Origin of the sequence: Halorhodospira sp. 9622, assembly GCF_022228025.1 — a bacterium.
GTDB classification, from domain to species: Bacteria; Pseudomonadota; Gammaproteobacteria; order Nitrococcales; family Halorhodospiraceae; genus Halorhodospira; species Halorhodospira halophila_A.
Genome location: NZ_JAJNRE010000003.1, coordinates 67009 through 91538, shown reverse-complemented (window position 1 = coordinate 91538; position 24530 = coordinate 67009). Strand labels below are relative to the sequence as shown.

At 61.5% G+C, this 24530-nt stretch carries 21 protein-coding genes; 19 read left to right on the top strand and 2 right to left on the bottom strand.

What is annotated here, in order from left to right:
• The first annotated feature begins 334 nt into the window (after positions 1-334).
• From LRG07_RS02650 to LRG07_RS02630, 5 genes are all read left to right on the top strand, one after another.
• Positions 335-955: a hypothetical protein gene (locus LRG07_RS02650; protein WP_238641728.1), complete on the top strand. Its 621-nt coding sequence runs from the start codon at positions 335-337 to the stop codon at positions 953-955.
• A 105-nt stretch (positions 956-1060) separates the two neighbouring features.
• Positions 1061-1321, top strand: a complete 261-nt coding sequence (locus tag LRG07_RS02645; protein WP_238641727.1) for a hypothetical protein — start codon at positions 1061-1063, stop codon at positions 1319-1321.
• Between the two features lie 131 nt (positions 1322-1452).
• Complete coding sequence (locus tag LRG07_RS02640) at positions 1453-5238, top strand: hypothetical protein (RefSeq protein WP_238641726.1); 3786 nt, start codon at positions 1453-1455, stop codon at positions 5236-5238.
• Between the two features lie 197 nt (positions 5239-5435).
• On the top strand, positions 5436-5666 hold the full coding sequence (locus LRG07_RS02635; RefSeq protein WP_238641725.1) for a helix-turn-helix domain-containing protein: 231 nt from the start codon (positions 5436-5438) through the stop codon (positions 5664-5666).
• Positions 5667-5684: 18 nt separating this feature from the next.
• Positions 5685-6329 carry a hypothetical protein gene (locus tag LRG07_RS02630; RefSeq protein ID WP_238641724.1) on the top strand — a complete coding sequence of 215 codons (645 nt, stop codon included), beginning with the start codon at positions 5685-5687 and terminating at the stop codon, positions 6327-6329.
• Here LRG07_RS02630 and LRG07_RS02625 read toward each other — a convergent pair.
• Positions 6324-7247 carry a DNA methyltransferase gene (locus LRG07_RS02625; protein WP_238641723.1) on the bottom strand — a complete coding sequence of 308 codons (924 nt, stop codon included), beginning with the start codon at positions 7245-7247 and terminating at the stop codon, positions 6324-6326. The genes LRG07_RS02630 and LRG07_RS02625 overlap by 6 nt on opposite strands.
• A gap of 210 nt (positions 7248-7457) precedes the next feature.
• Between LRG07_RS02625 and LRG07_RS02620 the strand changes: the two genes are divergently transcribed.
• The 13 genes from LRG07_RS02620 to LRG07_RS02560 all read left to right on the top strand — a co-directional run bounded on the left by LRG07_RS02620 (position 7458) and on the right by LRG07_RS02560 (position 21504).
• Entirely contained in the window at positions 7458-8108 is a 651-nt protein-coding gene (locus LRG07_RS02620; protein ID WP_238641722.1) for an NYN domain-containing protein, read from the top strand.
• A 946-nt stretch (positions 8109-9054) separates the two neighbouring features.
• Positions 9055-9735 (top strand): hypothetical protein, encoded by a 681-nt coding sequence (locus LRG07_RS02615; RefSeq protein ID WP_238641721.1) that lies wholly within the window; start codon positions 9055-9057, stop codon positions 9733-9735.
• Entirely contained in the window at positions 9732-10634 is a 903-nt protein-coding gene (locus tag LRG07_RS02610; RefSeq protein ID WP_238641720.1) for a hypothetical protein, read from the top strand. The genes LRG07_RS02615 and LRG07_RS02610 overlap by 4 nt, the downstream gene beginning before the upstream one ends.
• A complete protein-coding gene (locus tag LRG07_RS02605; RefSeq protein ID WP_201173631.1) occupies positions 10631-10924 on the top strand; it encodes a hypothetical protein in 294 nt (97 codons plus the stop codon). The genes LRG07_RS02610 and LRG07_RS02605 overlap by 4 nt, the downstream gene beginning before the upstream one ends.
• Complete coding sequence (locus tag LRG07_RS02600; protein ID WP_238641719.1) at positions 10906-11883, top strand: TIGR03749 family integrating conjugative element protein; 978 nt, start codon at positions 10906-10908, stop codon at positions 11881-11883. Before LRG07_RS02605 ends, LRG07_RS02600 begins: the two co-directional genes overlap by 19 nt.
• Positions 11883-13421 carry a TIGR03752 family integrating conjugative element protein gene (locus LRG07_RS02595; RefSeq protein WP_238641718.1) on the top strand — a complete coding sequence of 513 codons (1539 nt, stop codon included), beginning with the start codon at positions 11883-11885 and terminating at the stop codon, positions 13419-13421. Before LRG07_RS02600 ends, LRG07_RS02595 begins: the two co-directional genes overlap by 1 nt.
• Positions 13381-13908, top strand: a complete 528-nt coding sequence (locus tag LRG07_RS02590) for a TIGR03751 family conjugal transfer lipoprotein (RefSeq protein WP_238641789.1) — start codon at positions 13381-13383, stop codon at positions 13906-13908. The genes LRG07_RS02595 and LRG07_RS02590 overlap by 41 nt, the downstream gene beginning before the upstream one ends.
• A 5-nt stretch (positions 13909-13913) precedes the next feature.
• Positions 13914-16709, top strand: coding sequence for a conjugative transfer ATPase (locus LRG07_RS02585; RefSeq protein ID WP_370641484.1), 2796 nt, complete (start codon positions 13914-13916; stop codon positions 16707-16709).
• On the top strand, positions 16706-17512 hold the full coding sequence (locus LRG07_RS02580; protein WP_238641716.1) for a TIGR03759 family integrating conjugative element protein: 807 nt from the start codon (positions 16706-16708) through the stop codon (positions 17510-17512). The genes LRG07_RS02585 and LRG07_RS02580 overlap by 4 nt, the downstream gene beginning before the upstream one ends.
• Positions 17512-18048: a transglycosylase SLT domain-containing protein gene (locus LRG07_RS02575; RefSeq protein WP_238641788.1), complete on the top strand. Its 537-nt coding sequence runs from the start codon at positions 17512-17514 to the stop codon at positions 18046-18048. Before LRG07_RS02580 ends, LRG07_RS02575 begins: the two co-directional genes overlap by 1 nt.
• A 128-nt stretch (positions 18049-18176) precedes the next feature.
• Entirely contained in the window at positions 18177-18704 is a 528-nt protein-coding gene (locus LRG07_RS02570) for a PFL_4695 family integrating conjugative element protein (protein WP_238641787.1), read from the top strand.
• The gene (gene traD / locus LRG07_RS02565; RefSeq protein ID WP_238641715.1) at positions 18701-20770 is read left to right on the top strand and encodes a type IV conjugative transfer system coupling protein TraD; all 2070 of its coding nucleotides are present in this window, start codon (positions 18701-18703) and stop codon (positions 20768-20770) included. Before LRG07_RS02570 ends, traD begins: the two co-directional genes overlap by 4 nt.
• A complete protein-coding gene (locus LRG07_RS02560) occupies positions 20770-21504 on the top strand; it encodes a TIGR03747 family integrating conjugative element membrane protein (protein WP_238641714.1) in 735 nt (244 codons plus the stop codon). The genes traD and LRG07_RS02560 overlap by 1 nt, the downstream gene beginning before the upstream one ends.
• Before the next feature lie 342 nt (positions 21505-21846).
• Here the strand turns inward: LRG07_RS02560 and LRG07_RS02555 are convergent, their stop codons facing one another.
• The gene (locus LRG07_RS02555) at positions 21847-22941 is read right to left on the bottom strand and encodes an IS5 family transposase (protein WP_238641713.1); all 1095 of its coding nucleotides are present in this window, start codon (positions 22939-22941) and stop codon (positions 21847-21849) included.
• A 177-nt stretch (positions 22942-23118) separates the two neighbouring features.
• On the opposite strand from LRG07_RS02555, the gene LRG07_RS02550 reads away from it, so the two are divergent.
• Positions 23119-24255 carry a hypothetical protein gene (locus tag LRG07_RS02550; protein WP_238641712.1) on the top strand — a complete coding sequence of 379 codons (1137 nt, stop codon included), beginning with the start codon at positions 23119-23121 and terminating at the stop codon, positions 24253-24255.
• Positions 24256-24530 lie beyond the last annotated feature (275 nt).

Genomic DNA, 24530 nt, shown 5'->3' with positions numbered 1-24530 from the left:
CTGTAAGGTGCTTCACTGGCCAACATGTCAACGGACGACTGCGCGTGGAGCTCGCCACACCACCTGCCCTTGGGCGCCTCGAGGGTGTACCTCTCGGACCTGCCGTACGCAGAACCGCGGCCACGCGGGCCCCAACTGTCTTGCGAGCTTCTCCGCCGCCCAGAACCCCGTCTCGCTGAACGGCACACTGTTATTGCACCGAGCCGCACAATCACTCTCCAGCCGCATCCTGGCGCAGCCGGATATACAGAATCACGCCGGATCGGAATACAAAGAATCTTTCCATACCACGGTTAGTCAACAAGACAATTCACACAGAAAGAGGATAAGGAAAATGCCCTACGGACCTTTCGAATTAGAAATAACGAATGAAGCCACAAAACTAGATTTTGATAATCTTTCCGAGGAAGTAAGAACGCATATCTGTCAGGAAGCCAAGTACGACCCCCAAACTCATGACATATTTTCATTCTCTGTGGCTCCCCGAGAGTCGCTGGGGTTTAGTTATGGGCTTACACGGCAACAGAAGAAGAAATCATATGCCAAGGTAGATAGGGTACTGGTGCAAGCAGCGCCAAAACACGAATCAATCACCTTCCTGGGCATACATCCAACAACCACATCCGTTTCAGGCCAGAACGATCTGGATTTGAAGGGTGATATTCTCTTTGAGCTTGCCATTCCAAAGATCTTGAAGTGTCAGGTTAAATCGCAAATAAAAAATAAGATTCGCTCAGATGTTTATGAGATCTTCTCTACAAGAACAAATGGTTTTGCTCAGTGGATATTTTTGAAGAATTGGGTAAAGTCAGGCGGCCCCTTCAATATGAGGATTCTTTGCTCTGTTCCTAAACAACTCGGACATGAGGAGCGGGTTGTGACATGTGATGCTGAAGCACAACAGAAAGGTCGTAAAATTAATGGCATCTATAGAAAAACTGTCCGTCTTGCTTAGGATAGGCTAACAAGAGCGTAAACTCGGACCCATAAAGCGCCGCTCCTTCGTCGCTCTGCTTTATGGGTCCGGTTACGCTTGGCGTTATACCCAATGAGGATGTATATGTTTACGCACATGGAACAAGTCCGAAAAGAAACATATCGTGCTCGTGATACTGACTATGAGTTGATGGTTTTCCGCGTACAAGAGACTGGGGAGTATCGGATTTACATTGCAAAAGGTGGCTTAAGGATTGGTGATATTTTCACCGCTAACCAAGAGGTTGTCGGAGATGCGAAGCTTCAAGACGGAACCGATGTAGTAGAGCAACTAATTGGAATTGCTAAAGACGATATAAATCGCAATGAGTTTGACCTTTACTAGGTATAACCATGCATTCCAGTTCGTTCCGGCCCTGACGGGCCTCCACCGAACGGTCTTTTCTCCGCTTCGCTACGCAAAGGGCGCCGCTGAATATTGGCGTTAGGAAAATGATTTTCTAGGAGGTCGCCTTCTTGGAATGGGTTACCGCTACAGATCTCACTCGCTGGTCGGATGAGCGTGCTTCCGAAGGGATCTTGCCGTTAGTTGTCCGTCGACTTATCTATACGTTGACAGACAGGCGTTCGGTACTCGAGGTGCCTTCTGGTGACAGCGTCAGCACCGGTGGATGGGACGGATTGGTAAACGCCGAGGAAGGCACAGAGCATATTCCCGCCGGTCAATCCGTGTGGGAAATTGGCACAAGCAGGAGCATCAAGAGCAAGGCGGACGGCGACTATTCGAAACGAACCGCTGATCCGGGTGACATTATCCCAGGGGAGACAACGTTCGTATTCGTCACGGCCCGCCGCTGGCCGCAGGGCAAGAAACGCTGGGGCAATGCTAAGAGAGCGGAGGGGACTTGGAAGGACGTTCGCGTACTCGATGCGGACGATCTGGAGAGCATGCTGGAGCAAGCACCAGCGATTGCGCTTTGGCTGACGGAACAGATGGGCAAGATCACGGGTTCCTTTCAGTCGTTAGAGGAGTACTGGGAGGACTGGTCGTCCGAAACGACACCCGCCATCTCGACAGACCTCGTCGTCGCGGGCCGGGAGGAAAATTCGGAAGAACTTGTCCAATGGGCCACCGAGACCTCGCCGTCAAAGCGTGCCGTACACGCGCACACACCGGATGAGGCAATTGCCTTCCTCGCCGCCGCTCTGTACAAGGCGGAGAGCGTCGCGGCGGAAGCGATATTGGCTCGCACCATTATCGTCAAGGACGAAGCGGCCTTTCAGGCCGTAAAACGGTGGAAATCGCCCCTTATCATTATTCCGAACTCGGAGGAGATTGAGAATCCAACGGCCGCTGTCAGCAAGGGTCATCATGTGCTGGTGCCTCTAGGCTATACAGCCGGCCGGCGTGACGAGATGACCACCTTGGTCCGGCCGACCCGGCACGCTTTCGCGGAAGCGCTCCAGGAGCTGGGCTTTGAGGAAGCCGAGGCGGAGGCGCTGTCCGTGCGTACGGGATGCACCCTTTCGGCGTATCGCAGGCATTGTGGCGTATTTGATCGTCCAGACTGGGCTACTCCGGAGAAGCTCCGGTTACTGATTCCGGCTTTCTTGGCCGGCGCCTGGGTGGATGATCACCGTGGCGGGGTTGCCAATGAGAGTGCGGGGGACAGAGATGTCATCGCCGCGCTCGCCGGCCGACCATTTCATGACTATCGGGCTGCGCTGACCGAGCTCACCACGCTGCCGGATGCGCCGGTAATGCGCGTCAAGGGCTACTGGCGAATCACAGCACCTGTCGACGCTCTCCATCTCCTCGCACCGTACCTGACCGACGAACATCTGAGCACCTTACGCGAAAAGGCCTTTGAGCTGCTCAGCCAGCGGGACCCTGCGCTGGATTTGCTTCCTGGCGAGCGTTACATGGCTCAGATAAGAGGTAAGGTTCTTGGGCACTCAGGCGCATTGCGTGAGGGCATCCTTGGAACGTTCGCCTTGCTGGCCCATTTCACAGAGGGTTTGGAGACTCTCCATACGTCAACCCGGCCACAGGATGTCGGGGTCGACCTCGTGCGCGATTTACTGTCAGGTGCGCCACCGGAGCGGTGGCTGTCGCTGGCCGGCAATCTGGATGCCTTAGCGGAGGTCTCTCCAAGAGCCTTCCTGAGCGCCGTTGAGGAGTCCCTGACGCATGAGACTCCCCCTGTCATGGCGTTGTTCGAGGAAGAAGGCGATGTGTTCACTGGCGGCTGTCGCCACGCCAGCCTCCTGTGGGGTTTGGAATCGCTGGCTTGGGAGCCGCGCCTCTTACCTCGCGTGTGTTGCGCGCTTGTGGAACTGGCTGCCCGCGATCCCGGAGGGCGTTGGGCGAATCGTCCATCCGGCAGTCTGCGGGACATTCTTCTCCCATGGCGTCCGGCAACGTTTGCACCATTGGATGATCGGATGGCGGCACTCGATGCCGTACTCGAAGTACAGCCTGAGGTGGGATGGTCCCTGCTTGTGAGCCTGGCACCCAAGCGCCACGACACCACTTCCGGAACTCGTCATCCTCATTGGCTGCCTGTTGCGGGAGTTGCCCAAAGACCGAAGACGATACTGGACCTGCAGCATGACACGCGGCCCATCCTCGATCGCATCGAAACCCATGTAAGTACCGATGCCGGACGATGGGGAGACCTGTTCGATGCCAACCTTTCGGCGCTTCCGCCAGAGTACCGTAGGCGACTTTTGCATACATTGATTTACCGGGTGCGCAACAATCAGGTATGTGGGGACTGTGAGGCGCTCCGGGCGAAGACCCGATGGTATCACTACATTCTCAGCCTACGTGACGAGGCGCCTTCCGACGATATTGAGCCCCTAGTCGAGCTGGAAGCGCTTCTCAGTCCGGATGAGCCGATGGCCCGACATCGGTGGCTGTTCGAGAATGCTTGGGTCGATATTCCCGGCACCCGGCGTACCGACCGGGAGATTGCTGACGTGCGTCGTTCCGAGGCGCTGGATGACATCGTTTCGGCCTACGGATTGGACGGCGTCATCGACTTCGTGGAGGAGGCTGGTGATCCGGTGCAAGTGGCGTTCGCTGCCTCTAAGAGGGAAGATGTCGACGCGCTCGATGAGTTGGTACAGCAGCGGGCCGCTCGCACACCGAGCGAAGCGTTTTGCAGCTTCCTGGCGAGCTACATCTCCTTGAGTCACGCTGAACTCGGTTGGACGTCGACAACGAGGTTCTTGGCGCGAGCCAAAGCGGACAGTTGGCCCACAGAATCTGTGTTGTCGGTGTTCCTAGGCCTTCCAGCAACTCAAGAGACCTGGGAACAACTTGAAGAGGGCTGGGAGCTGGTTGCGAATGTGTACTGGAAGCGCGTAAATCTGTGGCGGATTGACCGGAAGGATTCCCTGCCTTACGAAGAAGCGATGGTAAAGGCCCTCAACGTCGGTAGGGCCCCGGACGTGATCGAAGCGATTGGAGGACTCGGTTCTTCGATCTCTGCTTCAACGCCCTTAATTTGTGATGCGCTTCGGAGCTTGGCTACGGAAGCACAGAGCGAGAAGCGGTCGGCACGACACCTCGGCCATTCCATCGTGGAGTTGTTTAAGGCGCTCGATGAACGCGACGACATTTCGGATTCAGATATCGCAGCGCTCGAGTTTCCCTTCTGCAAGGCTTTCGAGCATACGGATCGACCGGAGATGGCGTGTCACCGGCTACTTGCCCAGTCACCTTCTCATTTTACGACACTCATCAAATGGCTCTACAAGCGTGACGATGGTCAAGGTGATGAAAACGTCTCCGCCGATGAGCTGCGCAATGCCGTTGAGTTTTCATGGACCGTATTGGATAGTTGGCGGCTTATTCCTGGCCGAAAGGCGGACGGAACAATTGACGAGGCGGAGCTGCTTAGATGGATCCAAGAGGCACAAGAGCTCTGTAGAGAAGCCCATCGCCTACGCTCCGCGGATATTCGCATAGGCGAGTTGCTTGCCCATGCGCCGGCTGACGACGAAGGAGTGTGGCCTTGTATTCCTATTCGCAATACGGTCGAATCCATCGCCAACAGCGATGTTTTGCGCGGGATGCATACGGGCCTACTTAATAGACGTGGCGTCACCACAAGATCGCCTTATGAGGGAGGCCAGCAAGAACGCGAGCTGGCTGCGAAATACCGGTCATGGGCAGATGCACAACGGGCGCGTTGGCCCACAATTGCTACCGCGCTCGATGATGTGGCTGAGCATTACGGATGGGAAGCCAATATGCACGATGACGACGTGGATCGGCGTCGGCTCAGTGACTGACGGGTGGATGACGTTGGAGTTCGTTGGGATCACCCTCCATAGCCTCTGCCCGTTCCGGCTTCTTGAGTCCAATTCTGGGCCTAACACCACCATGCAGCGGACGCCGCTTCTCGCGGCCGCTGATGCTGAGTGTTAGATTCAAACCCGCTACTTATAGTCTGTAGACGTATAGTAATCATCATCCGAAGATACGGCCAATGTCGAATATCCTCAAGACGATAGGCCAAAACATCAAGCGATTGAGAATGGCGTCAGCTATGAGCCAAGAGGCTCTCGCGGAGCGCTCAGGTATGCATAGAACATACATTGGTGGCGTTGAAAGAGGGGAGAGAAATGTTTCGGCATTAAACCTCGAAAAAATTGCCAAAGTGCTTGATGTGGCCCCCGATGAACTTTTGAAGCAGGCTAGTGAAGAAAATCATGGCTAGTGAAGAAAATCATGGCTAGTGAAGAAAATCATGGTAAGTGAAACTGACGCGTGCATTCCAGTCCCACCCGATCCGAACAATTTCAACCAAAGCTGCGAGTTGCCACACGGATTGACTGTTGATCATATCCAAATGGCACTCCAAGAGTATGTGGACTTTCTTGGCTTCATAAATAGCCAGCTTAACACGCGTAACATGCCCAGGCTCGAAAGCTTTTTGATGCCCGCCAATTTCAGCAGCATGGTTGGCGAATTTATGAATTCGATCATCCCAAAGCACTGTAAATCACTCGTTAAAAACCAATACCATAATGGACATCCTGATTTGATCCCGGCAAATAAGTTTCCTAACGATTCGGTTCAGTATTCAGACGTGGGGCTTGAAGTGAAGGGCTCTCGTCATTTGTCTGGCTGGCAGGGGCATAATGCTGAAGCTGTGTGGCTAATGGTTTTCTGCTTCGATAGCAACACCTCAAACGATGCGAAAAAAGATATTGGTCCGAAGAAATTCAAATTTAAGGCGGTTTATGCCGCACAGTTAGAACTTGACGACTGGAACTTTTCCGGACGCTCGGAAACCAGTAGGCGAACCATAACTGCGAGCGTCACCAAGTCGGGCGTTCAAAAGATGAAATCAAATTGGGTGTACGAAGATTTGTCATAAAGCTAGAGAGTTTTGACGCTTTAAATCAATCGCCTGATACAGATGCGGTATAGCTTCTTCGGCAAGGTTAAAGTAATCCTCGAATCGTTCTATACCTAGGCTTTCATAGCCAACTGCTTCGGAGGCGGCTAGCGTTGAGCCTGATCCCATAAAGGGGTCTAGCACGATCCCTTTGCCGAGAGGTAATGAAGCGTAGACAACCTTACGCAGAAATTCCTGTGGTTTTAGGCTAGGATGATCTGCTATTGCTCTTTCTAATTTCGGTGTTCTGCCGCTTTCTATCACATCCTCAAAGGGTGCTGTATTTGAAATTCTTCTTAGTCCTCCCGCTTGATACTGTCTCAAATTATCAGCCAGCGTCATTCTTGGACTTAACGGCTTTCGGAAGATGCCCCACGGTTCATAGCAACCTCTCGGCATCGAGCAAACCTCAGGGAACTCTTGCTCTGCATTCTTTGGCTTGTCCCCGCCACGCATGGTTCTAACTAACCGAATAAGCGTTCCCCTGTACTCAAGACCCCCTTTAATGAGGGATTCGAATACTAATGGTGAAAGAAAACTATTGGTAGCAATAATCAAATGCCCCCCGGGCACCAAGGGCTTCAGCAATACATCGGTCCATTCGACAAAAAAGCGGCGCAATTGCCTGCGCTCCTTTTCGTTAAGCGCGGTAAATCTGGGGAGTGCAGATCGAGTGTTTCCATCAAACGATGGCGGAATCCGCCATACGCCCCCATTTCCGTTGCTTCGCTTCTCTAATTGATCGAAATCGTACTCTTTGACACCGTATGGAGGGTCAGTTACCACTGCGTGAATGGAGTTCGGCGGGAGCTGACCCAGAACCTCCAGACAGTCACCATGGACACCCATTGCATTTCGAAAACGAAATGTCGAATATTGACTAGGGACTTCGATCATGAACACCCACACCAAGGCTTGACAATGATGACTAAAAGTATCATCGCTGATGGTTCGTGTCAACTTGAATCTAACAAAGGGTTCAACCGGACGCCGGAAAGCTCCGGGCCGGAAAAGCCGGGCGAGGCCGGTGGCGGCGCCGGTTAACCCAAACGTTAGCGCGTCTAGTCAAACTGGAAAGGGAGCGCCCCGCCGAAACCTTTTCGTGTAATGGCCTTCTACGACGGGAACTACTTCAAACAGGGCCAGCTTTACTTTCGCTACAAGGAGGAGCGAGGTTGGTTCAGTCTCCCAGAGCTGCCTGGCCTATTTGAGAAGTTCGTCGCACAGCACCACAAGACCAGCTTGGAGATGACAAAGTTAGTGGGCGCTCATTACTACGACGGGCGCCCGTCGGTAAAGGCGAGCGCGACCGACACGCTGGAAAAGGAGCGCGGCTTCGAAATGGCGCTGATACGCGCAGGAATCGTCCCGCATTATCTCCCACTGCGTGAGGTTGAAAAGGGTAGTTCGACAGAGGACGATCCACAGTTCAAGCTGGCACAGAAGGGCGTTGACGTGGAGCTTGCACTCGATGTGCTTGATTACGCGCACGACGATCGATTTGACGTTGCGATTCTGATTACTGGTGATCAAGACTTTCTACCGGTTGTTCGCAAGATAACGTCGCTCGGCAAGGATGCCATCGTAGCTCACTTTGAGATTCAACCGTGGACGGACAGTCGCGGACATAGTCACAGCGGTACGTATTGTTCTAGAGGGCTGATCGATGCGGCATACGGAACGATTAACTTTAACACAATAGTGAAGGATGCGAATTGGAATACTGAGGTCAAATCACTTTTCTTCCAGCCTGGATAGGCGTAGTAGTGCGCTAACAATGCGCTGCAGCCGACGCAGCGGAGCTGCGCGGCTAAGCGGGTCCCTTCGCGGATCGTGTGGGTGACAGCAGCTTGCGGCAGGGTAGTCGGCCGCCGGCGTGACTCTGTCGCACAACATCTAATGCTGCCGCGCCCTGACCTAATGAAGGCGTCACCCACACAGATTTGGATATGCCAATTTAGGTGTGTAGGTCAAAGCCTTCCTGATTGGCGATAATCAAGAGCCGTTTGTAGATTGCTTTAGCTTTCTCTTGGACTTCAGCTGGGTCGCCGGGGGTGTCAGTCTTCATCGCCCCCCCATTGCTGTCGGGTGAGTAGTATAGGGCCAACAGCAGGGTGGCCTCCGCGGCAATCTCAGCCGCGATCTGGTTACCCGTTGGTCGGTCCGTAGCCGGGGTTGGTGAGTCATTTGAAAAAGGGGTCGTCATGACGTTCCTCAACGGGTTAGGAATCTTTTCCGATCCTCAAAGAAAACATACCGGATCCCTAGAGGCTTAAGACGTAGAAGACGCTGAAGAGTTGGAGGCGGCCCAAGGTGTGGCGGACTTCAACCATCGCGAGGCGTTCACTTCCGCGTCTGCTGTGCCGTTAGCGTCTGGTGTCTGCGTTCTCTGCGAGGCACGCTGGCCCTTTTTGCATTATGATCCCTTTCTCGGGAGGGGTGGGCTTTCAGGTGCCTTAGCTCGCAAGGGTATCACTCCGCTGACCCTTTGACCCGTTTAAGAATTTCATCCCCGGGTAGGCCCCGTACCGTTCCGTCTCCCTTCCATTCCGCTCACCTTTTATAAGCTTGTGGCCTTTCACGGCCTGTCGCCCACGCGCACAGCCAGAAGTCTCGTCAGAGGATTCTGCTTTTTGGCGACATCCTGCGGTGCTCTCTCGGCACGCTGAACCACGCAGGTACGGGCAAGAGGAGGGGCCAGCAGATGCGTGCCGTCCTTTTCGCAACGCTGCTCACGATCGCTGCGCCGAGCATAGCCGGAGAACAGGTGGGACGCTACTCCAGTCTGGACGCTGGTCCCACGGACGCGGAGCTGGAGCCGCTCAAGACCAGCGTCCAGGTCACGTTCCCACAGGAGGTGACGACCGTCGGGGATGCCCTGGAGCATCTGCTTGAGCCGAGCGGCTACGAGTTCCTGGAGCTGTCGGCGACGCCTGTACTGACCAGTCGCCCGCTGCCCGAGGCCCACCGGGAGATCGGGCCTATGCCCTTGCAGGAGGCCCTCAAGACCCTCGGGGGCGCTCCCTGGCGACTGCTTATCGACCCGGTCGCGCGGGCGGTGACCTATGAGCCGAAGCCGCCGTACCGGGAGGGTGCGGAGGCCAATGCGGAGCGGCTTGCGGCCGACCGGGACGATCCGGAGGACCCGCGGACCCTTGGGCCAATCGCCCGCGGCGCCAGCCTCTACCAGATCGCGGCTTATGTCGCGCCAAGGCATCCGAAGGTCGCGAGCCAGGCGCTCTACGAGGCCAACCCCCAGGCCTTCATCGGCGGCGACCCGAATCTGCTGATAGCCGGCGCCAAGCTGGAGATCCCCGACACTGAGGAGATCGAGGCCGGCGATCCGGATAAGGCTGAGTCGTGGTTTGGCGAGGTGACCCAATGAGCCGGCGAAAGCAAACCCAGCGGCAACACCCCGATACTCCCGAAGGCGAGCGCCAGACCGACGCGCAGGCGGACGAGCCGCACGAGGCAACCGCTGGCCCCAGGAGCGTCGAGACCCCGGATCCTGGTTCGGCCGATGAAGCCGACCACGGAGCGGACCTCGAGGCGTCCATCTTCGGTGATGGCGCAAGCGAGGAAGGCCAGGAACACCAGGCAGCCGTAACCGGCACCGGCGCTCGCCTCAAACGCTTCGCCCTCCCTGGCGCAGGTGTTCTCGTCGTGCTCGTCGTCCTTGGAGCCGTGCTCGGCGCCGGTGGGGACGACGAGGAGGGCGCCGAGCCGGCCCCGGAGCTAGCCCAGGTTGCGCAGCGTGTCCAGACCCTGGAGCAGGAGCTCGAGAATCAGCTGCAGGAGGTGGCGGCGGACCAGGAACAGGCAATCGATGCCCTGGAGCAGGCTCAGGAGTCCGGGCTGCAGGAAATCGAGCAGGCCCTGTCTGCGCATGAGGAGGCACTGACAGGGCTGCCGTCGGCCGATCGAGTCGCTCAACTGGAGCAGCAAACCGGGGACCTGGCCGCAGAGCTCGAGGCCCTGGAGCAGCAGATCCCCGGGGTCAGCGAGGACCGGCTCGACGCGCTGGATGAGCGGCTCACCACCCTGGAGGAGGCACCGGAGAACCCGAGGCTCGAGGATGCCCGTCTACTCGGCTTCGAGCATTGGGCCGGGTCCGCACTGGTCATCCTGGCCCATGACGGAGAGACCGGGCGCTATCGCTCCGGCGAGGCCGTGGGCGAGACGAGTTGGCGGGTGAGCTCGGTCGATCCAGAGGCCGAGGTCGCGGTCCTGCGCCACCAGGACGGCACCCTGCATGCGCTGCAAGTCGAGGAGGCTGGCCCATGAGGTGGTTCTATCCGACAGGGGTCCTGCTGGCAGGCCTGATCGTGATGGCGGGCTGTTCCAGCACGCCGTCTTCGCCCGAACAGGCGTCCGACAAGCCGAAGGTCGAGGAGGCGGAAGCGAGCGAGTCGGCTGACGAGCAGCGCGGCGAGGCGGATGAAGCAAAGGCATCCCCGGAGCCTTCCTGCGAGGAGGCCCTCGAGGGGCGCCGTCAGGTGTGGGCGGATCTCTCGCGCGCTCCCGAGCAGATCATCTACTACATCGGAGGTGAACGGTGCGAGCCCGAACGCTAGCCAGCGCCCTCATTCTCGCTATGGCGCCGGCCTATGCGGTGGCCGGGGATGACGGGTTCTCGCTGCCCGTGCCGGAGTTCACGACCGACTCCGAGACTGAGCAACGGCCGGACGGCGCTTCCGAAGATGACTCCGGTGCCGGTGAGGCGCCTGACGTAGACGGTCCGGAGCCGGGCGGCGATGCCGCCGGAACGGTTGCGACCCCGGAAACGCGAGCCACTCAGGATGGTACTGCGCCGGAGCGTGTGGTCTGGGACGGCACCCCGATCCGGGTCATCCTCCCGGTCGATGGGGAACGGATCGTGCGCTTGCCGGCCGATCAGGCCCGGGTCGGCGTGCCGCCGGCTCTCGAGGATCGTCTGCGAGTCCTCTCCCGCGAAGGCGTGCTCTATCTCCAGCCGACGGAAGCCTTCGAGGCGACACGGGTGCTGGTCGAGGAGCCGCACACCGGACGGTCCTTCATGCTCGATCTGGAGGCGCGTGAGGAGGGGCCGCGCCGTGAGCTGATCGTCCACGGCGAGGAGCGTGAGGCGGCGGCTGACCCCGAGGAGCCTTCCGAGGCGGAGTCCCCCGATGGGCAAGCGCCGGTCCTGGACTACGTCACGCTCACACGCTACGCCGCACAGAACCTCTACGCCCCTGATCGACTCAGGCCCGGGCATCCCGGGATCCGCTCGGTGGGCGTTGAGGATGAGACTGTCGCCCTGGTCCGCGGTGCCCACGTCGAAGCCGAACCGATCGCCGCCTGGCGTGGGGGTGGGTACCACGTCACGGCGGTCCGGCTGACCAACCAGACCCGTGAGCCGGTCCTGCTCGACCCCCGGGCCCTGCGCGGGGACTGGCTCGCGGCGACCTTCCAACACGCCCGGCTGCACGGTGCCGGCCATGAGGCCGACACCACGGCGGTCTACCTGATCTCCGATCGCCCGTTCGAGGAGAGCTTCTGGGGGAGCCGGTAATGGCGAGCACGATCCGCAGCAACCGTCTACTCCCGATTCTCGGTGGCCTCGTCGCCGTCCTGCTGATCGTCGTCATCCTGGTCGGCGGCGGGGAGGATGCGCCGGAATCGGCCACTGTCGCCCATCCCGACGAGCTCGGTCCCGGCGATGAGATTGATCCGGCCGATGTCGATACGCAGGCGGATACGATCCGCATGCTCACCGCGCAGAATCAGCGCCTGGAGCAGCAGGTTGAAGCCATGGAGCAGGCGCTCGATGAGGTTGAGGAAGAAGCGGAGCGTCCCGATGAGCATGCCGAGGAGCGCCACGAGGCGCTCATGCAGCGCATCGAGCAGCTGACCGCGCGCGTGGAGGAGGACGAGGAGGAGGAGGACGAGGCCGACGACACGGATCTTCCAGTCGGGCTCGGCCTCTCCCCGGACGAGCAGCCGGTCGGCCTGTTGGGGGGCGCCACCGATGACGAGGAGCCCGCGATCGAGGACGGGTACCGGCCATCGGATCTGACCCGGGACCCCGAGGCGGAGCACGAGGCACCGTCCACGACTGCCGAGCAGCTGACCTGGATCGACCCGCTCGATGCCCCACATCCCGCCGCGGCGGACGGTGCGGGGCCGCAGGCACGAGAGTGGAGCGGCCCTGAGGCAGACGAGGCCAGCGATGAAGACGCGCAGACGGACGATGGGGACAAGGAGGACCTCGCTGTCTACACCGTCCCGCGGAACAGCATGCTCATGGGCTCAAGTACGTTGACCGCCCTGATTGGCCGCATCCCACGCGAGGGTACGGTTGAGGACGCAGCGCCGTTCAAGGTGGTCGTCGGTAGCGAGAACCTGGCCGCGCATGACATGGAGATCCCAGGCCTCGAGGGGATGATCCTCAGCGGCACTGCCTTCGGTGACTGGACCCTGTCCTGTGTGCGCGGCGAGCTCCACAGCGCCACGTTCATCTTCGAGGACGGCACCACGCGCACCTTCCCGGACCCGGGCGACGCCTCGATGCGCACCGATGACGCGGATGACGGGACGGAGAAGGCCTCCGGGGAGCGGATGGGCGCCGGCGATCCGGCCGAGCCGCCGATCGGGTACATCACCGACCCGCAGGGTGTGCCGTGTATCGCCGGTGATCGGGTCAGCAACGCGCCGGCGTTCCTGGCCCAGGCCGGCTTGTTGGCAGCGGGGCAGGCGGCGTCGGAGGCGCTGGCCCAGGCCGAGACCCAGACGATCGTCGGCCAGCAGGGCTTTACCCAGACGATCATCGACGGCGACACGGGCCGGTTCGTCGGTGGCCGGGCCGCTTCGGGCGCCGCCGAGGAGGTCCTCGAGTGGCTGCGTCGGCGCCAGGAAAACCACTTCGACGCCATCTTCACGCCGGCCGGCCAGGAGGTGACGGTCCACATCGACCGTGAGCTTCGCATCGACTACGAGACCGACGGCAGGAGGGTATCCCATGATCAGCGCCCGGACTTCCAGCGTGGCCTCTCGAATCAGCCGTTTGAGCGTGGCGAGCGCGATGCTGCTCGCCCTGATCGGCTCGACTAGCGCACTGACCGGCTGCGCCCGCAGTGGTGCCACACAAGAGGGCACGCCGCAGGTCTACCCCGAAGGGCCGCGGACCGATGAGGTCTACGAGGCCCACATGAACCGGCACGCCGGTGGCGACATCGACGACGGTCGGCAGCAACTGGCCCCCGGGTCGGCCCGCGGGCCCGGGCAGGGTGAGTCAGCGGATGCCGACGACCAGGAGGCCGAGGCGTCCGATGACGAGCGGAAACGTCGTGTACCCCCGGTCTACAGCACGCCGGCGCAGCGGCTGACCGATGGCACCGCCGCGCTGGCCGGCTACACCCGACAGGCGCACGATGAGCTGGAGCCGCGATTCGGCCGGGTCCCGAATCCCTCCATGGTCATGTACGTCTACCCGCACCTGGCGACCCCGAACGAGGTCCCGGTCCCCGGCTACAGCACCACCTTCCCGATGTTCGAGCGTGATCACTACGCACTGCCCGGCGAACCGGAGGCGCGGTAATGGGGATGCTGCAACAGCTGTTACGGCGTAACGGCTCTGGGCAAGGCGCCCAGGCCGATTCCTCCGAGCAACAGGCGGTCGAGTCCGGATCCACGGCCCGCAGCCCCAAGGAGCGCGAGTACGCGCAGCTCTACGAGCGTCCGGAGTCGTTCACGGACCTGCTGCCGTGGACCGACTACGACCCGCAGACACAGATTTTCCTGCTCGAGGACAGCAACAGTGTAGGAGCGCTCCTGGAGCTCGCCCCGGCCTCGAGCGAGGCCCGGACGCAGGCGTACCTGGAGGAGCTCCTGGAGAACCTACAGACGGCCATCGCCGATGCGATCCCCGAGGTGGAGCACTCGCCCTGGGTGCTGCAGCTGTTTGTCCAGGATGAGCCGAATCTGACGGACATCCCGGACCGGATTCGGGAATACGCCGGGCAGCGCGGCGGTGAGCACGAGTTCATGGCGACTTACTGTGAGCACCTGGACGGCCATCTGCGGCGTATCTCGCGCGAGGGCGGGCTGTTTACGGATCAGCTGGTCACCGGCGGGAGCTGGCGCGGCCAGCGCCGGCGGACCCGACTTTGCCTGTACCGGCGTGATGCCGGCGGCGATCTCACACCGGACGAGGAACTCGACCAGGTGCTCGGCCAGCTGCGCGTATCCCTGGAGTCCGCCGGTGTCCAGGTACGCCGGTGCGGCGCCAAGGACCTCTACGAGTGGCTGGTCCCCTGGTTCAACCCGCGCCCGGAGATCACCGACGGTGACCCGCGGGATCTGCTGCGCATCGCCCCCTATCCGGGCGACGCGGCATTGCCGACAGCACGCGACTTCGCCGGGCTGTTCAACTTCTCCCAGCCCGAATCGGACCATGAGGCGGGCGTGTGGCGTTTCGATGGGCTGCCGCACACTGTTGTCTACGCCCAAGGGCTCCGTCAGCCGCCGCGGATTGGGCACTTCACCGGCGAGCGGCGCAGCGGGGAGAGCATCTACGCGCTGTTCGACAAGTGCCCGGAAGGCTCGGTCCTGGCGCTGACCGTGACCATCGCGCCGCAGGATGAGGTCGGCAACCGGATCGCCCAGGTCCGGGCCGCATCCGGTGGCAAGAACATCGAGAGCCAGCTCGCGCTCGAGGAGGCCACGGCCGCTCAGGAGCAGATGGCCCGGGGCAACAAGCTCTTCCCCACCCAGATCGCGCTCTATCTGCGCGCCGAGACGGATCGGCAACTGGTGCGTGATCGCCAGCAACTGGCTTCCCGGCTGGTCAGCAACGGGATCCAGGTCGTCACGCAGGAGGCCGAGCTCCTGCCGCTTCACAACTACATCCGTGGCCTGCCCATGGCCTATGACCCGCGGCTTGAGCGCTACTCGCGCCGGGCGCGCTACGTCTATGCGGACCATGTCACCGCGCTGGCCCCGTTCTACGGCCGCACCCGCGGGACGGGGAACCCGGGGATCCTGTTCTACAACCGCGGTGCGGAGCCGCTGGTCTTCGACCCGCTCAACTCGGCTGATCGCAAGAAGAACGCCCACGCCCTGATCCTCGGGCCGACCGGCGCCGGCAAGAGTGCGCTGCTGACCTACCTGATGATGCAGATGCTCGCGATCTACAAGCCGCGGATCTTCGTCATTGAGGCTGGTGACTCATTCGGGCTGTTGGGCCAGTACGCGGCTGCCAAAGGGCTGAGCGTCAACCAGGTTTCGCTGCAGCCCGGTCGGGACGTCAGCCTGCCGCCGTTTTCTGCAGCCATGAAGCTGCTCGAGCAGATCGATGCCGACGAGCAGCGCGGGGCCGAGGAATATGCGACGGATACCGACTCGGAGGCCGGGGCGGCCGGCGGCGATGAGGGAGGTGATGACGAGGAGGAAGGCGGGTCCCGGGACCTGCTCGGCGAGATGGAGCTCGCCGCGCGCATTATGATCACCGGCGGCGAGGCCAAGGAGGACGAGCGCATGACGCGCACCGACCGGCACACGATCCGCAGCGCGATCATCCGGGCGGCGCGCAACGTGCGCGACAGCGGCACCGGCCGAGACCAGGTGCTGACCGAGGACGTTGCCCAGGCCCTGCGCGAGGAGTCCCGCGCCGAGACGCTGACCGAAGGCCGGGGGCAGCGGATCCGAGACATGGCCGACGCCATGGAGCTGTTCTGCTCCGGCTTCGCCGGCCAGGTCTTCAACCGGCCTGGTACCGCCTGGCCGGAGGCGGATCTGACCATCGTCGATGTCGGGATCATGGCCCGCGAGGGCTATGAGGATCAGCTGACCGTGACCTACATGGGGCTGATGAACCATATCAACGACCTCGTCGAGCAACATCAGCACGAGGGGCGGCCGACGCTCGTGCTCACCGACGAGGGCCACATCATCACCACCAACCCGCTGCTCGCGCCGTTCGTGGTCAAGATCACGAAGATGTGGCGCAAGCTCGGCGCCTGGTTCTGGATCGCCACCCAGAACCTGGAGGACTTCCCCGACGCCTCGAAGAAGATGCTCAACATGATGGAGTGGTGGCTCTGCCTCGTCATGCCCAAGGAGGAGGTCGATCACATCGCTCGCTTCAAGGACCTCACCGAGGAGCAGAAGGCCCTGTTGCTGTCGGCGCGCAAGGAGCCGGGCAAGTACGTCGAAGGGGTCGTGCTCGCCGATCAGGTCGAGGCGCTGTTCCGCAACGTCCCCCCGCCGATCGCCCTGGCCCTTGCACAGACCGAGAACGAGGAGAAGGCGCAGCGTGCTCAGATCATGCGCGAGCACGACTGCACCGAGGTCGAGGCCGCCGAGATCGTGGCCCAACGGATTGCGGAGGCGCAGACATGAACGCACGAGCCTGGATGATGCGTGCCGCGCTGGGTACGGGCCTGTTGGGGATGTTGCCCGCCGTCGCGTCGGCGAGCGACAGCGCACCGAGTCAGGCGCGGGATCACGAGGACCGATCCTCGACGCCCGGGGAGCACCTCGATCGCAGCCAGTGGAGCGAGCTCGAGGATGAGGAGTGGGAGCGCTACGAGTCGCTGATGAAAGGCCCGCGTGGGCTCTGGAGCCCAGATCTGGACCCGGTCTGGGTGTTGGGCATCCATGCGCGCTCAGGCGAGGAGCGACGCCGGATGGCGGAGATCGCGGTCGAACGCGAGCGCGAGCGGGTCAGCCAGGAGCTCGCCTTCCAGTACGCCTATGACGACGCCTGGGATCGGCTCTACCCGGATGAGACCCCCTTCGCCAGCGATGAGACCGATGCCGATGAGGCCAGCCCTCGAAACCCGTCGCAACGGGAGGCGAGCGAACGGGAAGCCGCTCAGCAGGAGGCCTCGATCGAAGACGTCGGTCCCGGCGATCGGGTCGCCCTGGTGACCCGCGCGGAAGCGTGCTCGGCCTGTGACGAGGCCCTGGAGCGCCTGATTGGCGCCCTCAGTGAGCGGGCGGGCTGGCAGGCCGATGTCTTCGTGCTGGATGCCGAATCGGATCACGAGGTGCGCGAATGGGCGACCGAGCACCAGGTACCGCCACAGCTGGTCGAGACGCAGCGGCTGACGCTCAACCGGGACGAGGGCGAGCTCGCCGAGCTCGAGGTACCCGCGCTCTATCGCCGGGACGGCGTTCAGTGGGAGCCGCTTGCCTGGTGATGGCCCTCACCGCGCCGACGGCGCCGGCCGGCGAGCCGCCAAGGCTTTACCAGGAGGTGGCCGAGGCCGCCGAGGTGCCAGCGCAGCTGCTCTATGCCCTGGCCGCCGCGGAATCCGGCGCGGCGCTGAGCTCGGGGCGCTACGAGCCGTGGCCGTGGACGCTCAACGTCGGCGGCGAGCCGGAGCGCTACCCCAGCCGGGAGGCCGCGCAGGCGGCGCTGCGACAGCACCGGGCCGATGGCCGGCGCAACATCGATGTGGGACTGATGCAGGTCAACTGGCACTGGCATGGCGAGCGCTTCGCATCGCTGAGCCAGGCGCTCGAGCCGCAGGCGAATCTGCAGATGGGGGCGGCGATTCTGCGGGGGCGCTACGAGGAGCGTGGTGATTGGCTCGAGGCGGCCGGCGCCTACCACGCGCCGTCGGACCCGCAGGCTGCCGCGGCGCATCGCGAGGCGGTCGCCGAGCACCTGCCGGCCCCGGTTGGCGAGAGGGCAGGGTCCAGGTCTAGGGAGGGAGGTCTGTCATGTCCGTAGCGGGTTCCCACAGAAGCTGTGGAAAAGTCTGTGGAGGCGAGCGCGCCCATCGCGGCCATGCCGCGGTTTGCCTTGGGGTGAACAAAGATTGTCCAGTCTGGTGCCTGTGGCCGGGGGGCTGGTTGCTGGTGCTCAGCCTGGGCCTCGCTTTTGCCGGCTCAGCGGCGGCCTTTGAGCTTGAGGTGGACGCCGGCGGCGGTGAGTCGATTGATCCCTACATCGAGCGCTTCGAGGACTCGTTCGAGGCGCTGCGCTGCGAGCCGGAGCCCCTGTCCATGCCGGATCCTCCCGAGCCGGAGGTGACCGACGCGGCGCAGAGCCTGCTGCCTGTCGAGACCGAGCGCATGGAGTTCGGGCGCCTGGAGGAGGGGGTCGAGCGCAAGCATCGCGAGCGCATGGCCGAGCTCCCGCGCCCCCTGTGCCTGATCGGTCGCGATGAGGGCTCGTTGAGGTGGCTGGCGCAGCATCGCGAGGACCTGCTGGCTGCGGGCGCGGTTTGTGTCCTGGTCGAGGCCAAGGATCGGGCAGACCTGGAGCATGTTCGCGACCTCGCCGACGGCATCTGGGTCCAGGTCGGCCCCGGTGACGGCTTCGCGGAGCACTTCGGCGTGGATCGTTACCCCGTGATCCTGACCCCGGAGGGGCCGAAGCAATGAGCGGGCAGCATCCGGTTGAGGCGCTCCTGCGTCCCCCGGTGGAGCTCTACTCGGCGGCCACGGCCGGCATGGCGGCGGTGATCGCCGCCTATGCGCCGTGGGCGCTGATGATGAATCGGGAGCTGGCCTGGGGGACCGCTGCGGTGTTTGGTGCCGTCGCGATCGCGCGGGGGTATCAGGGGTGGTGGATCCTGCGCTACCAGCGCAATCTCCGGACCCTGCCGGAGTTCCGCATGACGTCCCGGCAGATCCCGGTCGCGCGCAACTGGCTCTACCTGGGTCGAGGCTTTCGCTGGACGCAGAAGCATACGCAGCGGCTCTGGGACACGATCAAGCCCGAGGCGCAGCGCTACATCGAGCCCGGCCCGGTGTACGAGTGGGCTCGTCGTATCGAGGCCGAGTGGGAGAACAAGCCCGTCCTCCAGGCCGTAGCGAAGCTGCTGAGCCAGCGCGCGTGGTGGAATCCGCTCGCTCCGCTGCCGCCGGTCGGCGGCCGGCCGGCGTTGCACGGCGTGGAGCCGAATGAGCGCGACGTCTATCAGGACCTGGGCGAGCGGGTCGGGCATACGCTCGTTCTCGGCACAACACGGGTCGGCAAGACCCGCCTCGAGGAGCTGCTCGTCGCCCAGGACATTCGACGCCAGGAGACCGTCGTCGTCTTCGACCCCAAGGGCGATGCCGAGCTCCTCAAGCGGGTCTACGCGGAGGCCTGCCGGGCCGGGCGGGAGGATCAGTTTTTCATGTTCCACCTCGGCTACCCGGAGCACTCGGCGCGCTACAACGCCGTGGGCTCGTTCGGGCGGATCACGGAGGTGGCGACCCGGACCACCCGGCCGCTGCCGAGCGAGGGCAACTCGGCGGCGTTCCGGGAGTTCGCCTGGCGTTTTGTCAACGTCGTCGCCCAGGCGCGGGTGGCGCTGGGCACGCGCCCCGACTACCGGCAGATCCTGCGCGACGTCTCGCAGATCGAGCCGCTGCTCGTCGAGTATTACGAGCACTGGCTCAGCCAGGTTGGCCAGGAGGGGTGGCGCGAGGCAGTGCGCCAGCAGGAGGAAGACGGCAAGGTCCCGCGGCACATGCAGGGACGTGACCCGCGGGCCGTCGCCCTGGTGCTCTATGCCAAGGATCGCAGTCTGAGTGACCCGGTCGCCGACGGGCTGCGCTCGGCCTTCGAGTACGACAAGACCTACTTCGACAAGATCGTGGCCTCCCTGCTGCCGCTGCTCGAGAAGCTGACCACCGGCAAGAGCGCCGAGCTCATTGCTCCGGACTACAGCGACACGAGCGACCCGCGACCGATCCTGGACTGGCGTGAGATCATCCGCACTGGCGGGGTGGTCTACGTCGGGCTGGATGCCCTCGCGGATACCGAGGTGGCCGCGGCGGTTGGCAACGCCATGTTCGCCGACCTGTGCTCGGTTGCCGGGCAAATCTACAAGCACGGCCAGGACGTCGGCATGCCGGAACGGCGAAGCGGGATGCCGGTCGTCAACATCCACGCCGACGAGTTCAACGAGCTTATCGGCGACGAGTTCGTGCCGATGCTCAACAAGGCCGGCGGCAGCGGCTTCCAGGTCACGGCGTACACCCAGACCTGGAGCGACGTTGAGGCCCGCTTGGGCTCGAAGCCCAAGTCCGGGCAGGTCGCGGGCAACTTCAATACGCTGATCATGCTCCGGGTGAAGGAGTACGCCACCGCCGAAATGCTCACCGCGCAGCTGCCCGAGGTGCGCATCAACACGCTGATGGAGGTCAGTGGCGTCAACGACTCGGCCGACACCGAGGCGAGCGAGCAGTTCACCTCCCGCAATGAGGACCGTCTCAGCGTCGAGAAGACGCCGATGCTCACCCCGGCCGATGTCCTCGCACTGCCCAAGGGCCAGGCCTTCGCGCTACTCAACGGCGGCCAGCTCTACAAGATCCGGATGCCGCTGCCTCAGCCCGGCAATGACCCCGCCATGCCAGAGCATATCGCCGAGATCGCCGAGCGCATGGACGAGTCCTACAACACCGGCGAGGACCTGATGCGTCCGGAACCGATCCCCTTGGTACAGGAGGGGCAGTGATGGTCGCCACGAGGACCCAAAGCACGCCGCAGAAGTCGAAATCGGGATGGTTCGGAGCGCTGTTTGGTGGGGTCGGGTCGTTCGCCCTATGGCTCCTCGTAGCCCTCGGCTTCTCGATCCTCGCCGAGTGGGTCGGGCAGACGTGGGTCTGGCAGAAGGCTGGTGTCCAGCATAGCCGGAATATGCTCGCTGCCGAGATCGAGCACCTGGATAGCGACTACGGGCGCGCGCTGCTCACTGATGACCCGGCCGGCTATGCGCAGGGCTTTGCGGAGACCACCTACCGCGGCCTGGTCGAGCTCACCGGGCTCGAGCACGTCCTGGCCTGGCTCGCCGAGTCGCCGGATCCACAGGGTGGGCGTGTCCAGGCCGCCTTGCGAAGCGGCTACGATGTGGTGGAACCCTATGTCCTCTCGGCACTGACCATCACCCAGGTCTTCGCGGTGCGCTTGGCCGTGCTGACTCTCGCCATGCCGGTGTTCTTTCTGTTCGCCCTCGTGGCTCTGGTCGATGGCCTTGTGCAACGGGATCTGCGCCGCTGGGGCGGTGGCCGCGAGAGCGCCTTCGTCTACCACCATGCCAAGCGGATGCTCGTGCCGACCGTGATCCTGGCGTGGGTGATCTACCTCGCCATGCCGGTTGCGGTGCATCCGGCATGGATCATCTTCCCGTTTGCTGCCCTCAATGCCCTGGCCGTCGTGGTGGCCGCGAGCACCTTTAAGAAGTACCTCTAGTCAGAGGAGTGGCCCAGTTCGAAGCGGGTCCATTGACAGCACTTGTGTCTAAGTCGCGGATGCAGGGCAGTCGGCGATCGGCGGGTGTTACGAAGGGGCCTCTTGACGCCCATTACTGGGCACGAGGCGTTGTCTTCCCTAGAAGACGCTGTGGATAATTCTCTGTAGTCTCAGGGCTTAGCAGGGTGCTGAGAAACGCAGTGCTCGAGGCCACTGGGGGCCCGGAATGAAGCCGCTCGTGGACGATAATCGACGAGGTGAAGGGGGCCGGCAGGGGGGATGCCCCGCTTCCGAGCTCGCTCGGCGCCTGAGTGCAGGGGGTGGAGGCACACCACCCCCATCTCAGCTGACCCCGAGTAGTTTCGGCGTGCGGACCAGGTTGTAGGCCAAGGCATCGAAGCTGAACTCCCACCCCACCCGGTCCGGGCCAATGAACCTCGTCTTGCGCAGGCTAACGACCGTCTTGGACCAGCCGAAGAACTCCTCGACACGCTTGCGGATACGTTGACTGGCCTCGTACCCAGGATGACGCGTCGTGCGCTGGTCGATGGCATTGAAGCGGCGTTTCTGGGCGACATGGGGCGTGACCTCGCATTGGCGCATACGGCGGACGAACCCTCGGGTGTTGTAGCCGGCATCGGCGGCGAGTGTCAGACGGCTTCTTTCCGAGAGGATGTTGCAAATCATCTCCAACGCCGACTCGCGCTCGGCGGTGCCACTGGCCCGGGTCAGCCGCGTGTCCACGATCAGTCCGTTGCGGTTCTCCGTCAGAGCATGGCCGATATAGCACAGCTGCGCCGGCTGCCCGTCCGCCTTGCGGTAAAGGCGAGCATCCGGGGCTGTGCTCGAGGCGTGGGTGTCGTTGCTCCGCTTCTGGCCGCGGAAGTTCACCGTCGGATTGCGCCCGCCACCTTGGGGGTCACCATCGCCCGGATCCTCGTCATCACTGCTGATCGGCTTGAAACTCTTCATCGAGGCCCAGGCATCGATCAGCGTGCCGTCGACCGAGAAATGCTCATCCGAGAGCAGCGGGCGGACTTGCGGGATCTCCGTGAACGCCTGAAGCAGCCGCTGCGCAACGTCTGCTTCGATCAGCCGGTCGCGATTCTTGGTGAAGGTAGTCGGATGCCAGACCGGGTCATCCACCTCGAGCCCGACGAACCACCGGAACAGGAGGTTGTAGTCGAGCTGCGCCACGAGCAGCCGCTCCGAGCGGACGGAGTACAGCGCCTGGAGCAGCAGGGCACGGATCAGTCGCTCTGGCGGGATCGAGGGTCGACCCGTGTACGGGTACACCGCGTCCAACTCTTCGGAGACGGACTCAAACAACTCGTCCACCAGCGCGCGGATCTGGCGCAGCGGATGGTTGGCAGGTATGCGGGATTCCGGGCTGCCATAGCTGAACAGGCGCTGCTGACCAACGTCTTCACCGCGCATCCGTCTACCTCATGCTCGGCTTCCAACAACCCCGTCTATGATACTGGGACACCGGGTTTTCAGCAGCATGTTAGGTCCAGGGATGAGCCGAGAAAAACCAATAGCCGCCGATAGAGCGTGCGCTCATGATTCGATGAGGTAATAAAACATCGGTTAACAAATAAAATGGATGTATCCATGGCCGAAGTAGACCCAGTAAAGCTTTATAAGCTCCAGCTCACTTGGTTGGAGCACGAGCAGTGGATTCAGAATGGGTGTCCGGCTTCCGCTTCGTACCAGCTCAGAGTGCCGGGGTACAGCGCTGTAGCCAACCAGGATGTCCGTGCCTACGGATACTATAGGAATTCATTTGTGCCCTTCTTCGCAGCCGCGAAGGGGTTTGTCGGAGTTCATCATGACTTAATGAGTATGGTTGAGAATACCAAAAGATCACACTCGGATGTTATGCGAAGACTTGTTAAGGCGTACCGAGAACCAACTGATTTTTTCAAGGCTCAATGGGAAAACCTGTTTGATACGTTTTTCTGTGACGGTTTAACGCACCAGTCGCTTCTCCAATACCAGAGAAAATATGAGGTCGAGTTACCGCTTCGTTTTCTATTAAATCTGATCGAGGTGGCTAGAACAGGTACGCTTGATCTCGACCTAGCGCGATTCCGCGACGCTAGTGGGAAATTAAAAAAGGGGGTGGTGGCGGATCATCTGAAAGGACGTATGCGATGTTACCCCTCTTTGCACGCAACTGTTGAGCAAGCTTTTTGCCCTCGGTTGCGAAACGCTGTCGGGCACAACGCCTACCGGATTCGTGACGATATGGTCATTAGCCTTGATGGGAGTTTTTCTTTGACAGAGAAGCAGTTCATTCGTAAATTAGAAGCGCTGCAAGTTTTGCAAAACGCGGTTATCTGGTTGTTCCAAGCTATGCAAGCGGACTATACATCCCTTGAAACGAAAGGGGTTATTGCCGTCGGCTGGGGGGGTGAAGGCGCTGATGAACCTCGCTTAATTGTTTTTCAGTTAGGCCCTTTTTATGAGCTGGACAAGCGTGTAACGTGGCTCACCGATATCGTTTTGGAACGGGATTGTGGTCAACTCCGTACACGGTTGAACGGCGCGCCGGATATCTTGGGGGAGGTTACCAGCGACATGGAGAAAATTTTAGAGAAGGTTAGTGCTTCAGGGCGCCTCCCTTTTTCTCTTGTGCCGGTGATGCCATGTATTCATACTCATCATCCATATGCCCTTCCGCAAGGTAACTTCTGCCAAGTGGCGCAAGAGGTTGATGGGGTGGCCAATGTCCGGTTTTCTAAGTGATCGGCACGGGCTGGGGTCGGTTGACGCAGCTTGGCGCGCAAAAAGAAGGCAAGATTGATGCGTTCTGAAAGGATCGGGAGAATTAGCCACGGTGGCAAATATTCTAAGTCGGTCATAGGAAAGCAATAGACGCGGATTCGTGACAATCCGAAGGGAGAAGAGGGCGGCCTAGGGTACCGGTTTTTTGTAACTTGCGATTCGAGACTTTCCGAAAGTGGGCGGCTGTGATGGGTGTCATCACAGCCTTGTGAGGAAAGGCGCTGTCCCTAAGCAAT